The organism is Paenibacillus sp. FSL P2-0322 (assembly GCF_037975315.1).
GTDB classification, from domain to species: Bacteria; Bacillota; Bacilli; order Paenibacillales; family Paenibacillaceae; genus Paenibacillus; species Paenibacillus polymyxa_B.
Genome location: NZ_CP150243.1, coordinates 4,645,449 through 4,658,197, shown reverse-complemented (window position 1 = coordinate 4,658,197; position 12,749 = coordinate 4,645,449). Strand labels below are relative to the sequence as shown.

10 protein-coding genes and 1 tRNA gene are annotated in these 12,749 nt (G+C 45.5%); 7 read left to right on the top strand and 4 right to left on the bottom strand.

Features of this window, described 5'->3' with window-relative positions; translation table 11 throughout:
• Positions 1-67: 67 nt before the first annotated feature.
• From MKY24_RS20550 to MKY24_RS20535, 4 genes are all read right to left on the bottom strand, one after another.
• Positions 68-832 carry an exodeoxyribonuclease III gene (locus tag MKY24_RS20550; protein WP_075154650.1) on the bottom strand — a complete coding sequence of 255 codons (765 nt, stop codon included), beginning with the start codon at positions 830-832 and terminating at the stop codon, positions 68-70.
• Between the two features lie 16 nt (positions 833-848).
• Positions 849-1,205, bottom strand: coding sequence for a hypothetical protein (locus tag MKY24_RS20545; RefSeq protein WP_076295615.1), 357 nt, complete (start codon positions 1,203-1,205; stop codon positions 849-851).
• A gap of 10 nt (positions 1,206-1,215) precedes the next feature.
• Positions 1,216-1,848 (bottom strand): hypothetical protein, encoded by a 633-nt coding sequence (locus MKY24_RS20540; RefSeq protein ID WP_339200752.1) that lies wholly within the window; start codon positions 1,846-1,848, stop codon positions 1,216-1,218.
• A 312-nt stretch (positions 1,849-2,160) separates the two neighbouring features.
• A tRNA-Arg gene (locus tag MKY24_RS20535) sits at positions 2,161-2,234 on the bottom strand.
• 257 nt (positions 2,235-2,491) lie between these two features.
• On the opposite strand from MKY24_RS20535, the gene MKY24_RS20530 reads away from it, so the two are divergent.
• The 7 genes from MKY24_RS20530 (at position 2,492) to lon (ending at position 12,748) form a co-directional block, all read left to right on the top strand.
• Complete coding sequence (locus MKY24_RS20530) at positions 2,492-3,400, top strand: hypothetical protein (protein ID WP_023989974.1); 909 nt, start codon at positions 2,492-2,494, stop codon at positions 3,398-3,400.
• 143 nt (positions 3,401-3,543) lie between these two features.
• A complete protein-coding gene (tig, locus tag MKY24_RS20525; RefSeq protein WP_028541569.1) occupies positions 3,544-4,857 on the top strand; it encodes a trigger factor in 1,314 nt (437 codons plus the stop codon).
• A gap of 410 nt (positions 4,858-5,267) precedes the next feature.
• Entirely contained in the window at positions 5,268-5,858 is a 591-nt protein-coding gene (gene clpP / locus MKY24_RS20520; RefSeq protein WP_016324659.1) for an ATP-dependent Clp endopeptidase proteolytic subunit ClpP, read from the top strand.
• Positions 5,859-5,870: 12 nt separating this feature from the next.
• A complete protein-coding gene (gene clpX / locus MKY24_RS20515; protein ID WP_023989972.1) occupies positions 5,871-7,127 on the top strand; it encodes an ATP-dependent protease ATP-binding subunit ClpX in 1,257 nt (418 codons plus the stop codon).
• Between the two features lie 110 nt (positions 7,128-7,237).
• Complete coding sequence (gene ispG, locus MKY24_RS20510) at positions 7,238-8,356, top strand: flavodoxin-dependent (E)-4-hydroxy-3-methylbut-2-enyl-diphosphate synthase (protein WP_023989971.1); 1,119 nt, start codon at positions 7,238-7,240, stop codon at positions 8,354-8,356.
• Positions 8,357-8,573: 217 nt separating this feature from the next.
• Positions 8,574-10,301, top strand: coding sequence for an ATP-dependent protease LonB (lonB, locus tag MKY24_RS20505; protein WP_076160836.1), 1,728 nt, complete (start codon positions 8,574-8,576; stop codon positions 10,299-10,301).
• 110 nt (positions 10,302-10,411) lie between these two features.
• Positions 10,412-12,748: an endopeptidase La gene (lon, locus tag MKY24_RS20500; protein ID WP_023989969.1), complete on the top strand. Its 2,337-nt coding sequence runs from the start codon at positions 10,412-10,414 to the stop codon at positions 12,746-12,748.
• The last annotated feature ends 1 nt before the right edge of the window (position 12,749 follow it).

Here is a 12,749-nt window from a genome sequence, read left to right as displayed (position 1 = left end):
ATGCTGTAATAACAGAGCATGACGGCTTTTTAAGACTTCATAAATCCTTGTGCCAGGCAGGGGGGGCCTATGCTGAAATATCTTGCAATTCCAATATCACAGGGCAGTGGTCACTGCCTGTAATATGACAATCAATGCTCGCATCCATCAATAGCGGACGAAGTCTCTCCGAGACGAGGAAGTAATCAATCCGCCAGCCGATATTCCTTTCTCTCACCTTTGGCATGTAGGACCACCAGGAATAAACATCCGTCCGGTCAGGATAAAAGTATCTAAAGGTATCTATAAATCCGGCGTCTAGTAGCTGTGACATGCGTTCCCGTTCCTCAGGCGTAAATCCGGCATTTCCGTAGTTAGCTTTGGCATTTTTGAGGTCGATCTCCTGATGAGCTACGTTCAAGTCTCCACAAACGATGACAGGCTTCAAAGCATCCAGTTGTTGCAGGTAGCTGCGAAAACGGTCTTCCCATTCCAGTCTGTAGGGCAGTCGGGATAAGTCCCGTTTGGTATTTGGTGTGTACACATTGACGAGATAAAATTTTTCGAATTCCAGAGTAATGGTTCGGCCCTCCGGTTCTTCATTTTCTTCAAGTCCATAATGCACAGAGAGCGGCTTGATTTTGGTGAAAATAGCCGTGCCGGAATATCCTTTTTTCTCAGCATAATTCCAGTATTGTGTATATTCCTCCATGTTCTCCATGAGGATTTGACCTTCTTGAAGCTTCGTTTCCTGTACGCAAAAAATATCGGCATTTGTTTCTTTTAGATAAGTATAAAACCCTTTGGTCACACAGGCTCTTAAGCCATTTACATTCCAAGATATTAATTTCATTTGATTAATCTCCTTGCTAATTCACGCGGTCAAGCGATGTGATTTGTATATCCTTTGTTGACATAAGTTTATAAATGTCTTCTATCTGGACTTCATAGGTCTTTTCATCAAAATGGTCCTGACCAAACATATAATCGTTTATTTCTATTGCCTTAAGGTTTCGTTTGGTATTCATAGTCGAAGGGAAGTATTCGATATCTAATGAGGCTTTATTTCCGGCCAACACTGTCTCGAGAACTTTCGCGGTTTGTAATACTCGTTCTTTTTCCAAGGGCAATCCTGAGTCAGTTAGATCCTCGAATACAATTATACGAATATACTGATCGCCGAACGCTTTGGGATTCAGTTTAAAATCGTCGTATTCTTTGATCATTTTATCCGTGTTACCTCTCCCAAAGGGCGTTAAGATAATTTTCTCTAAATGGGACATCATCATAAGGACGCTTGGTCATGTTAAAGAGGACGGAAGGATGACGATTAGAGATCGCCTCCATGGTATATTCAGTGAAGGGAATACTATGATAGCTAATATTTTGAATTTGAAAGTCCTCTCCGTATTTCTGCTCCAGATATTGCTCTGATTCTGCGGCTCCGTTGCGTTTATTTTCACCTGTTTGTGTAAAAGGCTCGATAATATCTACGTATTTCATTGTGACTGCAAGAAGTAGAAGTGTAGCTCCCAAAGCGAGACTGAGTAAAGCGCGCCATTTGGATGGCAAGGATACACCTGTCGGTGCTCTCTCCGCATGGTGTGGAATTTGAAAAGATCGTACTGTAAAAACAATGCCTAAAATGTGAAAAAAAATGGCCAACGGTCCCGAGATAATAAGCAGGTATCCGAGTGAAAACATTGTAAAATAGATCAGAATTCCCTGTGTGATGATAAGAGCCGCTCCTCCAATCATATAGGAAGGAATGGCGAGATAAAACATACCCAATCCAGTACCTAATATAGAAAGCAAAGTGGCAAGAAAACGATGAATTTCCCGCGACTTTTGGAGGTTATTCGTAGTCAAGGGAGTCAGTCTACCTCCTTTACTTAAAAATGGTGCAACATGATAGATGATAGCAATTTCTGCGTTTTTTTGAAAGAGTAGAGACTTGAAACTAGCGCCTAAAGTAGCGTTGGGCAGACTACTCTTTCTACATTATTTATAATGAAAAAAAGCTCCCTTGCGGAAGCTTTTTTTTGTGTAATATATCAGGAGAGAACTCTCCTATGGTCGACTGCGAAGTATAGGCTAACGATGCCGATGGCCCGACGTTCCCCCGTGGTTTATCTCATGAGAACAAAAAAAAGCCTCCATTATGGAAGCTTCTTGTTATGACGTCCCAGGAGGGATTCGAACCCCCGACCGACGGCTTAGAAGGCCGTTGCTCTATCCAGCTGAGCTACTGGGACATAAAATTCAAGCGAATATTAATATATCATATGGATAAAAGAAATTCAAGTCTTATTTTGCATATATCGCTTATTTAAGCTTTATACAGCATAAATTCTGAGTAGACGTAGTTTTTTTTGCCTTATAAAAGGGTATGTTAGAATACAGGTGAATATGTGTAAGACGAGTGGTTGGACTTCGGCTACTGTTTCTCATATAATCTACAAATACTTGAGCTTGCGAAGGAGAGGGGGTGCCTTGAATAAAGGACTCCAAGGTGACGACAAAAGAAAATAATATTGTATTGTTTCCGAAGACACTGGACTATTATCAAATTCAACTTACTGTGATGCTTGAAAACGAACGTTACGGAGAGGCGATGGCGATGCTGCGTTTTTTAATGCAGTGTCAGGGACAGGAGCAGAAGCAGTACGATGAATGGAACGCTCTATTACAATGGCTGGAAGCTGCATTTCCACAGTACGCTGACAGTGGGGCGGTAACGGACGCTGTGGAAGAAGAAGTCAGTGAAGTAGAGTTAGCTCGCCGTCATGCACGCTTTAAGCAGGAGCAGGATGCAGGCTACGGCAACAAGCTGTTGCGGATGGCTATGGATGAACCCTTATCCGAACAGACGATTTTAGCATTGGAGCAGTTGTCCTATCTGGAACTCCCAGAAATCGACGATGCCTTGCTTCGCTGGATTACGGAACGGGAAATCCATCCTTTACTTCAATTCCGTGTTCTACAGACAATGCGACGACGCGGAACGGAAGGGACGATAGAAATCAGACGGGGTGATGAACAAGCGGAAATCGACATTGAAACGGTTCCGTTACAGCCAGGTGATTTTCCAGAGTCGATTATGCGTATTTTGGAACGGGTGGCCGATCAGACTGAGGTGCACGAGCCTACACTATTCTATTTTGCACAGGAGCTGTGGTCACAGTTTGTGATGGCAGTATACGGTACGAAAGATTATAGATCAATGTTGGTGGAAGAGGACGGAATGCCGGATATTTGGGCTGCAGCACTCCACCAGACAGTTTCGGAAAGTTTGAACGGAAATAATAATGAGGAAGAAACCCGTGCTATATATGGCATTACAGATGCGTTGCGTTTCCGTTTTGAGCAGGCGTATCGCTCGATGCGACTATTCGTAGCGGCGGGAATGAACACTCCTTAATGACCGGAAACGTTTACCTGTGAAGCATTCAAAGGGCTGCTCTTGAAAAAGACAGTAATGTTAGATATACTATAGTGGTTATTTTGTGTGCGTTGATTGTAATGAAAACTAAGTGAAGATTTTGTTGGAGGGGAAAGCATAAAATGAAAGCAACTTGGGAGAAAATAGAGAAGAACCTTGGGGTTCTTGAAGTTGAGGTTGACGCGGATCGTGTAGCCGCTGCACTCGACAAAGCTTTTAATAAAGTGGCAAAACAAGTAAGTGTACCAGGATTCCGTAAAGGTAAAGTACCACGTCCTATCTTTGAAAAACGCTATGGTATTGAAAGTCTGTACCAGGATGCAATTGACATCCTGTTGCCAGAAGCTTACAGCCAAGCTGTAGAGCAAACGGACATCTTCCCGGTTGACAGCCCTGACGTTGAAATTGATCAATTTGCTAAAGGCGAATCTTTCAAGTTCAAAGCGAAAGTTACTGTTAAACCTGAAGTGACTTTGGGCGATTACAAAGGCGTAGAAGTGCCTGTAAGCAAACTCGAAGTAAGCGACGAAGAATTGGCTCAAGAACTGGAGCGCCTGCAACAACGTCATGCTGAATTGGTTGTCGTTGATGAAGATGCTGCTCAATCCGGTGATACAGCTATTATTGACTTCGACGGTTCCGTGGACGGTGTGCCGTTCGAAGGCGGACAAGCTGAGAAGTATTCTTTGGAACTGGGCTCTAACACATTTATCCCTGGTTTTGAAGAGCAAGTGGTTGGTTTGCACACTGGCGATTCCAAGGACGTTGAAGTAACGTTCCCTGAGAACTACCATTCTGCTGACCTCGCTGGCAAACAAGCGGTATTCAAAGTGAAAGTTCACGAACTGAAACGCAAAGTTCTTCCTGAACTGGACGATGAATTTGCTAAAGATGTAAGCGAATTTGACACACTGGCTGAATTCAAGGAAGACTTGAAAAAGCAATTGTTGGATCGTAAGGAAAACGAAGCTAAAGCAGCCCGTGAGGGTGCTGTAGTGGAGAAAGTTGCTGAGAATGCAACAATCGACATTCCTGAAGCAATGGTGAAGAGCGAAGTGCAAAACATGGTTCGCGATTTCGACAACCGTTTGCGTAGCCAAGGTATGAACCTTGAAATGTTCCTCGGATTCTCTGGTCAAAGCAAGGAAGACCTGGAAGAGCAAATGAAAGCTGATGCTGAGAAGCGCGTACGTAACAACCTCGTGCTGGAGCAAGTGGCTAAAGCAGAAAACATCGAAGTTTCCGAAGCGGAAATTGATGAAGAACTGAAAAACATGGCTGAAGCTTACAAACGTTCAGTTGAGGAAATCCGCAGCATTCTGGAAGGTAACGGCTCGTTCGCTAACCTGAAAGAAGAAATTTCACTGCGCAAAACAATTGCTTTGTTGGTGGAAAACAGCAAAGAAGTAGAAGCGCCAGTTGAAGCTGCTGAATAATTCAGACGATAAATATACGGAGTATGCTGTAACAAGCTGCAACGTAGCAATTAGATAGGGATAAGGCACGTAGTGAAAGTTACGTGCCTTATTTTTACCTTTGGTAACCCAAATTTTAGTCGTTTATGGAAAGTGCTGTGAGTCGTGTTTTCTTGTTTTACATAAGTCACTACCGTATATTTGCACATACATACGAAACATGGTTAAATATGAGAAGGTCTCGGCAGAGTGTACTTTAAACAGCCCGCACTGCATATATGAGCGCATGCAAATATGACACGAGACTCTGAACATGTTAAAATATTTTGTAAGGTGTTCACGTTTCATGCTTGCTGCTTCCGTTTTAATGGGACATAAGGAAGCGGATGAATACAGGTGTTCATTTTAATAAAGAAAAGAGGTTGGTCGTGATGAGTCTCGTCCCTATGGTTGTGGAACAAACGAATCGAGGAGAACGATCTTACGATATTTACTCGCGGTTGCTTAAGGATCGTATTATTTTCCTAAGTGGCCCGATTGATGACGATGTCGCCAATCTCGTCATTGCACAGCTATTGTTCCTTTCTGCGGAAGATCCAGAGAAGGATATTAATTTGTACATTAACTCGCCAGGCGGTTCTGTAACTGCGGGCATGGGTATATATGATACAATGCAATTCATTAAGCCGGACGTATCGACGATCTGTGTAGGCATGGCTGCAAGTATGGGTTCGTTGCTGCTAACAGCGGGTGCACCAGGCAAGAGATACGCACTTACCAACAGTGAAGTCATGATCCATCAGCCGCTCGGTGGCATTCAGGGGCAAGCCTCCGATATGCTGATTCATGCGGACTGGATTATCAAAACACGTGCTAAGCTGAATCAAATCTATGTAGAGCGTACGGGTCAGCCCCTCGAAAAAATCGAACGTGATACTGACCGGGATTTCTTCATGGAAGCGGAAGAGGCAAAAGCATACGGTATCATTGACCAGGTGCTGTCTAAACCGATTAATCTGTAAAGGGGTGGCTCTATGTTTAAATTTAATGATGAAAAAGGACAATTGAAATGTTCTTTCTGCGGTAAATCTCAGGATCAGGTTCGCAAGCTTGTTGCTGGACCGGGCGTATATATATGTGACGAATGCATTGAGTTATGCACGGAGATTGTAGAAGAGGAATTGGGTCATGAAGAAGAAGTAGATCTGAAAGACATTCCGAAACCAATGCAAATCCGTGACATTCTGGACCAATATGTCATTGGTCAGGATCAAGCGAAAAAATCGTTGTCTGTAGCGGTATATAATCACTACAAACGTATTAATACTCAAAACAAAATTGATGATGTGGAACTGCAAAAAAGTAACATTTTGATGCTTGGACCTACAGGTTCGGGTAAAACGTTGCTTGCGCAAACCATGGCTAAAATTTTGAACGTTCCTTTTGCTATCGCAGATGCCACTTCCCTTACGGAAGCAGGTTATGTGGGTGAAGACGTTGAAAATATTTTGCTGAAACTGATTCAAGCTGCCGATTATGATGTGGAAAAAGCCGAACGCGGCATTATCTACATTGACGAAATTGATAAAGTAGCCCGCAAATCCGAAAACCCGTCCATTACGCGTGACGTATCGGGTGAAGGTGTACAGCAGGCGTTGCTTAAAATTTTGGAAGGCACGGTTGCTTCTGTACCTCCGCAAGGCGGTCGCAAGCATCCACATCAAGAGTTCATTCAAATTGACACCACGAATATCCTGTTCATTTGCGGTGGTGCCTTTGATGGTTTGGAGCAAATGATTAAACGCCGTATCGGTAAAAAGGTCATCGGCTTTAACGCTACTAGCGAACAAAAAGATCTGAAACCAGGCGAATATACTTCAATGGTATTGCCTGAGGATCTTTTGAAATTCGGTCTGATTCCGGAGTTTGTAGGACGTTTGCCGGTTATTTCTACGCTGGAGCCGCTTGATGAGAACACATTGGTTCGTATTTTGTCTGAGCCGAAAAATGCGTTAGTCAAGCAGTATCAGAAGATGCTTGAACTGGATAATGTTACTTTGGAGTTTAAGCAAGATGCTCTGGAAGCCATTGCCCGTGAAGCCATCAAGCGTAACACGGGTGCCCGTGGTCTTCGTGCGATCATTGAAGGCATTATGCTGGATGTGATGTATGAGGTTCCTTCCCGTGATGATATCACTACTTGCGTCATCAATGAGCAGGTTGTAAAAGATAAAATCGCACCGGAACTCGGTGGTACAGATAAGGATAAAAAACAAGAAGAGAGCGCCTAAGGATTGATACTTCGCGATCTCTAAAACATGAGAAGCCGGATCTCCACTTCACTAAACCTGTATGAGGTTTTAAGGGGTGGAGGTTTGGCGTTAATGGGAGAGAAAAGTACATGTTCTTAAGACAAGACACACGTCCCGTTAAAGTCGGGAATCTGACGATTGGCGGCAGCAATGAAGTCATCATCCAAAGCATGTGTACAACCAAAACAGCAGATGTGGAAGCAACTGTAGCCGAGATTCTTCGCTTGGAAGAAGCCGGATGTCAACTGGTGCGGGTTACCGTCAACAATGAGGAAGCTGCCGCAGCCATTAAGGAAATTAAAAAACGGATTCATATTCCGCTGGTTGCAGATATTCACTTTAATCACAAGCTGGCTCTACTGGCAATTGAAAATGGAATTGATAAGGTTCGCATTAATCCAGGTAACATTGGACGACGTGAAAAAGTGGAAGCTGTCGTTAAGGCATGTAAGGAAAAAGGGATTCCAATTCGGATTGGTGTGAACGCCGGGTCGTTGGAACAGCATTTACTTGATAAGTATGGCTACCCTACGCCAGAAGCGATGGTAGAAAGCGCACTGTATCATATCGGGATACTGGAAGAGCTTGATTTCCATGACATTATCGTGTCATTGAAGGCGTCTGATGTTCCTATGGCGATTGCCGCTTACACGAAGGCAGCTGAAATTATTAAATATCCGCTCCATCTGGGTATTACCGAAGCTGGGACGCTCTTTACGGGTACGGTTAAAAGCGCGGCAGGTATGGGCGCTTTGCTGGCATCAGGCATCGGCTCCACAATGCGTATTTCGCTCAGCGCCGATCCGGTGGAAGAAGTGAAGGTAGCACGTGAGTTGCTCAAGACGTTTGGATTGATCACAAACGCAGCTACACTGATTTCTTGTCCGACTTGCGGACGTCTGGATATTGATCTGTTCTCTATTGCTAACGAGGTAGAAGACTACATTGCAAAACTCAAGGTACCGATTAAAGTATCAGTACTGGGTTGTGCAGTGAATGGCCCGGGTGAAGCGAAGGAAGCTGATATCGGAATTGCCGGAGCGCGCGGTGAAGGCCTTTTGTTCCGTTATGGAAAAATGATTCGCAAAGTACCTGAGGCTGATATGGTCGAGGAATTGAAAAAAGAAATTGATATCATCGTCAAGGCATATGAGGAAACAGGGAAAATCCCTGGACGTGAAGAACGTCATACCGCCGAGAAGGTGTAGGCAAAAGCAGTTATTATAAAGAGGCATAGTCATAATCTATTGTCATCATTTATACGCCGTGGAGAGCAGCTCTGCTACAGAACTGTTCTTCGCGGTGTTTTTGTATTTCTCTCTGATCTTTTGAAAGACCGCCGTTTAGCTATCGCGGAAAAGGAAATACTGTTTTTCATAGAGCGGCATTTTTCAAATTGCTGAGATGAGAAACGGAGGAAATACGATGGACTTGACTATGATTTTGTTATTGGTGCAAATGTTTTTCGGGATTGTTATTGGTCTGTATTTCTGGAACCTCCTGCGGAGCCAGAAAACGAACCGTAGTGCGGTGGATCGAGAATCCCGGAAGGAATTAGATAAGCTACGCAAATTGCGTTCAATTTCACTTACCAAACCATTGGCTGAACGCACACGTCCTGCCACATTACAGGATATCGTGGGTCAGAAGGACGGATTGCGCGCGCTCAAGGCGGCGTTATGTAGTGCGAATCCGCAGCATGTCATTATTTATGGCCCGCCGGGTGTAGGGAAGACGGCTGCTGCACGCGTGGTGTTGGAAGAGGCGAAGAAGAATCTGTCATCCCCGTTCAAGGGAGATGCCAAATTCACGGAGATTGATGCCACGACGGCCCGCTTTGACGAGCGCGGTATTGCGGACCCGCTGATAGGTTCAGTACATGATCCAATCTATCAAGGGGCAGGAGCGATGGGGGTGGCGGGTATCCCGCAGCCTAAGCCTGGAGCTGTAACGAAGGCACATGGGGGTATGCTGTTCATTGATGAGATTGGTGAGCTGCATCCAACGCAGATGAATAAACTGTTGAAAGTGCTGGAGGATCGCAAGGTATTTTTGGAAAGTGCGTATTACAACTCGGAAGATTCGCATACTCCTGCTTATATCCACGATATATTCCAAAACGGTTTGCCAGCGGATTTTCGTTTGGTAGGTGCGACGACCCGTTCGCCGCATGAGTTGCCACCTGCGATTCGCTCCCGGTGCATGGAAATTTATTTCCGTGCCTTGCAGCCACAGGAGATTGCCCGTATTGCTGAGGATGCTGTCCACAAGCTAGGCTTTGGTCCTTGTCCTGAGGCGGTAGAAGTTGTACAGCGTTACGCAACGAACGGTCGGGAGGCGGTCAATATGATCCAGCTTGCTGCTGGTTTGGCACTTACCGAGAAAAGGGAACGTCTCAATGCTTCCGACGTGGAATGGGTAGCGGGCAGCAGTCAAATTCAGCCGCGTCCTGACCGAAAAATACCGGGCTTGCCGCAAATCGGATTTGTTAATGGTTTAGCTGTATACGGTCCGAACATGGGAATGCTGCTGGAAATTGAAGTTACCGCGGTTCCGGTTCCTGAGGGAAAGGGAAACTATAATATTACAGGAGTCGTGGATGAGGAAGAAATCGGAGGTGGGTCCCGCACACTGCGCCGTAAGAGCATGGCTAAAGGTTCTGTGGAAAATGTTCTGACCGTTTTGCGTACGCTCGGATTGGCTCCGTCGAATTACGACCTGCATATCAATTTCCCCGGGGGTACGCCGGTAGATGGCCCGTCCGCAGGAATTGCGATGGCAACAGCTATTGCTTCCGCGATGCGGGGAATTCCGGTGGATCATGAAATTGCTATGACCGGCGAAGTTAGCATCCATGGTCGTGTCAAACCGATTGGTGGTGTATTAGCCAAAGTTGAAGCCGCTTTTCAGGCGGGAGCCAAAAAAGTGATCATTCCGCAGGATAACTGGCAAGCTCTTTTTGACAGCATTGAGGGTCTAAAAGTCATCCCCGTACAGTCGGTTACAGAAGTGTTCCGACATGTGTTTGGGGAAGAGATGACGTCGGATTTGCCTGTACATGCGCCAATTGAGACTTTTCGCCCATCCCAATCTTCCTTGTTACAGGCTGATGGAACGCATAACGGGACGATATCAGATACAGGATCTTGCTGATAAACCACCCTTTCATTGGTTTTTTCATAAAACATTTGATAAAATATGAAAGATAGCAACGTGAGGATTGTAAAATCCGGAACCTGAGAATCACTGGAGGTGCGAAAGCGATGGGACCCACCAAGACAAAAGGTCGTCGTTTTCCTTTGTTGCCTTTAAGAGGGCTTCTGGTCTACCCGAGCATGGTTCTGCATCTCGATGTGGGCCGGGAAAAATCGGTCAAGGCTTTGGAAAAAGCGATGGTTGAAGACAATTTGATTCTCCTGTGTTCTCAATCAGAAGTAAATATTGAAGAACCCACACAAGAGGACATCTTTCGAGTCGGCACGGTAGCCAAGGTACGTCAGATGCTCAAGCTTCCTAATGGAACCATTCGAGTATTGGTGGAAGGGCTGGAACGCGCCGAGATTATTCAATATACGGACAATGAAGAATATTACGAGGTAATGGCGAAGGAGCTGCACGAGGCAGAAAACGTACAGCCTGAGACGGATGCGCTTATGCGCACTGTATTAACTCAGTTCGAGCATTATATCAACTTGTCCAAAAAGGTAACACCGGAGACTCTCGCTGCGGTATCCGATATTGAGGAGCCAGGACGGCTTGCAGACGTGATCACAAGTCACCTGACGCTCAAAATTAAGGAAAAGCAGGATATACTGGAGACGATCGACGTTACTCAGCGTCTGGAGAAGCTTCTGGATATTTTGAACAATGAGCGTGAAGTACTGGAGCTGGAACGTAAAATCAACCAGCGTGTGAAGAAGCAGATGGAAAAGACGCAGAAGGAGTATTATCTGCGTGAACAAATGAAGGCAATTCAGAAGGAACTTGGTGAGAAGGAAGGTCGCGCAGGAGAAGTTGAAGAACTACGCAACCAGCTAAGTGAACTGGAGTTGCCTGTTCCGGTGAAGGAGAAGGTTGAAAAGGAAATCGACCGTCTGGAAAAAATGCCAGCAAGCTCTGCCGAGGGTGGCGTCATCCGTAATTATGTTGATTGGTTGTTAAGCTTGCCATGGAACAAGTTTACCGATGATGATCTGGATATCGTCAAAGCTGAAGAGGTACTCAATAACGACCACTACGGACTGGATAAACCCAAGGAGCGTGTATTGGAGTATTTGGCTGTACGTAAGCTGGTGAAGACCATTAAGGGACCGATTCTGTGTCTTGTAGGTCCGCCAGGGGTCGGCAAGACCTCGTTGGCTCGTTCGATTGCCAAATCCATGGGTCGGGAATTTGTCCGCATCTCTCTCGGAGGTGTGCGGGATGAAGCGGAAATCCGTGGTCACCGCCGGACTTATGTTGGCGCGATGCCAGGGCGGATCATTCAAGGGATGAAGACCGCAGGAACGTCTAATCCGGTATTTTTGCTGGATGAGATTGATAAAATGGCTTCCGATTTTCGAGGGGATCCATCGGCGGCATTGCTTGAAGTGCTTGATCCTGAACAAAACAATACGTTCAGTGACCATTTTGTCGAGCTGCCGTTTGATCTGTCCAATGTGATGTTTGTAACGACAGCCAATGCTGCACACAACATCCCGCGTCCGCTAATGGACCGCATGGAGACACTCTATATTCCTGGCTACACCGAACTGGAGAAGCTGGAAATTGCCAATCGGTACCTATTGCCCAAGCAGAAGAGAGAGCATGGCTTGGACGAGGAACAACTGGTTATAGGGGAGGATACGTTATTGCGTGTCATTCGCGAATATACCCGTGAATCTGGTGTACGGAATCTTGAGCAGCAAATGGCTTCTCTGTGCCGCAAGGCGGCGAAGTCCGTTGTATCTGGTGGCGAAGGCCCGATTCAAATCACACCGGATAATCTGAAGGATTATCTAGGTATCGCTAAATTCCGTTACGGTGTTGCAGAACTGGAGGATCAGATCGGTACGGTTACAGGTTTGGCATGGACAGAAGTCGGTGGTGAAACATTGATGATTGAAGTGACGGTCGTACCTGGTAGCGGTAAACTGATTCTTACGGGTAAACTGGGAGACGTTATGAAGGAATCTGCACAGGCGGCATTCAGCTACACTCGTTCGAAAGCAGTTGATCTGGGCATTGAACTGGACTTTTATGAGAAAAATGATATCCACATTCATATTCCTGAGGGTGCGATTCCGAAGGATGGCCCATCTGCAGGAATTACTATTGCTACCGCATTAATTTCAGCTTTGACCAACCGTCATGTATCCAAAGATGTGGCTATGACGGGCGAAATTACTCTGCGTGGTCGTGTATTGCCGATTGGTGGTTTGAAAGAGAAGTCGCTGGCTGCCCATCGGGCAGGCTACAAAAAAATTCTGCTTCCCAAAGATAATGAACGGGATTTGAAGGATATTCCCGACAGTATCCGGCAGGATGTTGAATTTGTCCCCGTTGCCCATATGGATCAGGTGCTAAAGCATGCTTTGGTTGAGCAGGCAAGGGTACATTAGA

Bases quoted from the DNA above. Each gene is read 5' to 3' on its own strand.
- MKY24_RS20550 (WP_075154650.1), bottom strand. From the start codon at position 832: ATGAAATTAATATCTTGGAATGTAAATGGCTTAAGAGCCTGTGTGACC.
- MKY24_RS20545 (WP_076295615.1), bottom strand. From the start codon at position 1,205: ATGATCAAAGAATACGACGATTTTAAACTGAATCCCAAAGCGTTCGGC.
- tig (WP_028541569.1), top strand. From the start codon at position 3,544: ATGAAAGCAACTTGGGAGAAAATAGAGAAGAACCTTGGGGTTCTTGAA.
- clpP (WP_016324659.1), top strand. From the start codon at position 5,268: ATGAGTCTCGTCCCTATGGTTGTGGAACAAACGAATCGAGGAGAACGA.
- clpX (WP_023989972.1), top strand. From the start codon at position 5,871: ATGTTTAAATTTAATGATGAAAAAGGACAATTGAAATGTTCTTTCTGC.
- ispG (WP_023989971.1), top strand. From the start codon at position 7,238: ATGTTCTTAAGACAAGACACACGTCCCGTTAAAGTCGGGAATCTGACG.
- lonB (WP_076160836.1), top strand. From the start codon at position 8,574: ATGGACTTGACTATGATTTTGTTATTGGTGCAAATGTTTTTCGGGATT.
- lon (WP_023989969.1), top strand. From the start codon at position 10,412: ATGGGACCCACCAAGACAAAAGGTCGTCGTTTTCCTTTGTTGCCTTTA.